General features: G+C 60.2%; 2 protein-coding genes. One reads left to right on the top strand and one right to left on the bottom strand.

Annotated elements, in window-relative coordinates; translation table 11 throughout:
- Window positions 1-224, top strand: a 224-nt coding sequence (locus V7665_RS13745; RefSeq protein WP_335665091.1) for a carotenoid oxygenase family protein, incomplete at its 5' end; no start/stop codon positions are given.
- Window positions 225-313: 89 nt separating this feature from the next.
- Here the strand turns inward: V7665_RS13745 and V7665_RS13740 are convergent.
- The coding region (locus V7665_RS13740; protein WP_335665090.1) for a Holliday junction DNA helicase RuvB C-terminal domain-containing protein at window positions 314-598 on the bottom strand (285 nt) is incomplete at its 5' end.

Here is a 598-nt window from a genome sequence, read left to right as displayed (position 1 = left end):
GAAGATTCGGTTCTGAAGCCCCGTTCATCCCGCGCGCCAACGCGCAACCAGAGGATGACGGCTATCTGATCAGCTTTATCACCGACATGGCGCAGGACCGGTCGGAATGTATCATCATCGATGCGAAGGATCTTGCGGCAGGCCCGGTCTGCACAATCATATTGCCGCATCGGATATCAAGCGGCACCCATGCTACTTGGGCAGCGGCGGAGCAATTGGGTTAGCTCGTCATCCCAGCGAAGGCTGGGATCCAAACCAATATCCCGACTCAAACCAAGGCGGGTTAGGCCCCAGCCTTCGCTGGGACGACAGATCAGTCAAACAATTCTCCGCCCACTTCTTTCCCCGCAGGAGGGTTCAGTCCGAGATGTTTCCACCCCCGGTCATTGAGCGTCCGGCCACGCGCGGTCCGGGCGATCAGGCCGAGCTGGATCAGATAGGGCTCGATCACCTCTTCCACCGTGTCACGCGGTTCCGAAAGGCCTGCCGCCAGCGTCTCCACACCGACCGGGCCACCTTTGTAGATATCCGCAATCATGTAGAGGTAGCGCCGGTCCATCGCGTCGAGGCCGATGCTGTCGACCTCCAGCCGGGTCAG

It is taken from the genome of Parasphingorhabdus sp., assembly GCF_036964675.1.
In the GTDB taxonomy this organism is placed as follows: domain Bacteria; phylum Pseudomonadota; class Alphaproteobacteria; order Sphingomonadales; family Sphingomonadaceae; genus Parasphingorhabdus.
This window is presented reverse-complemented; position numbering and strand designations above follow the sequence as displayed.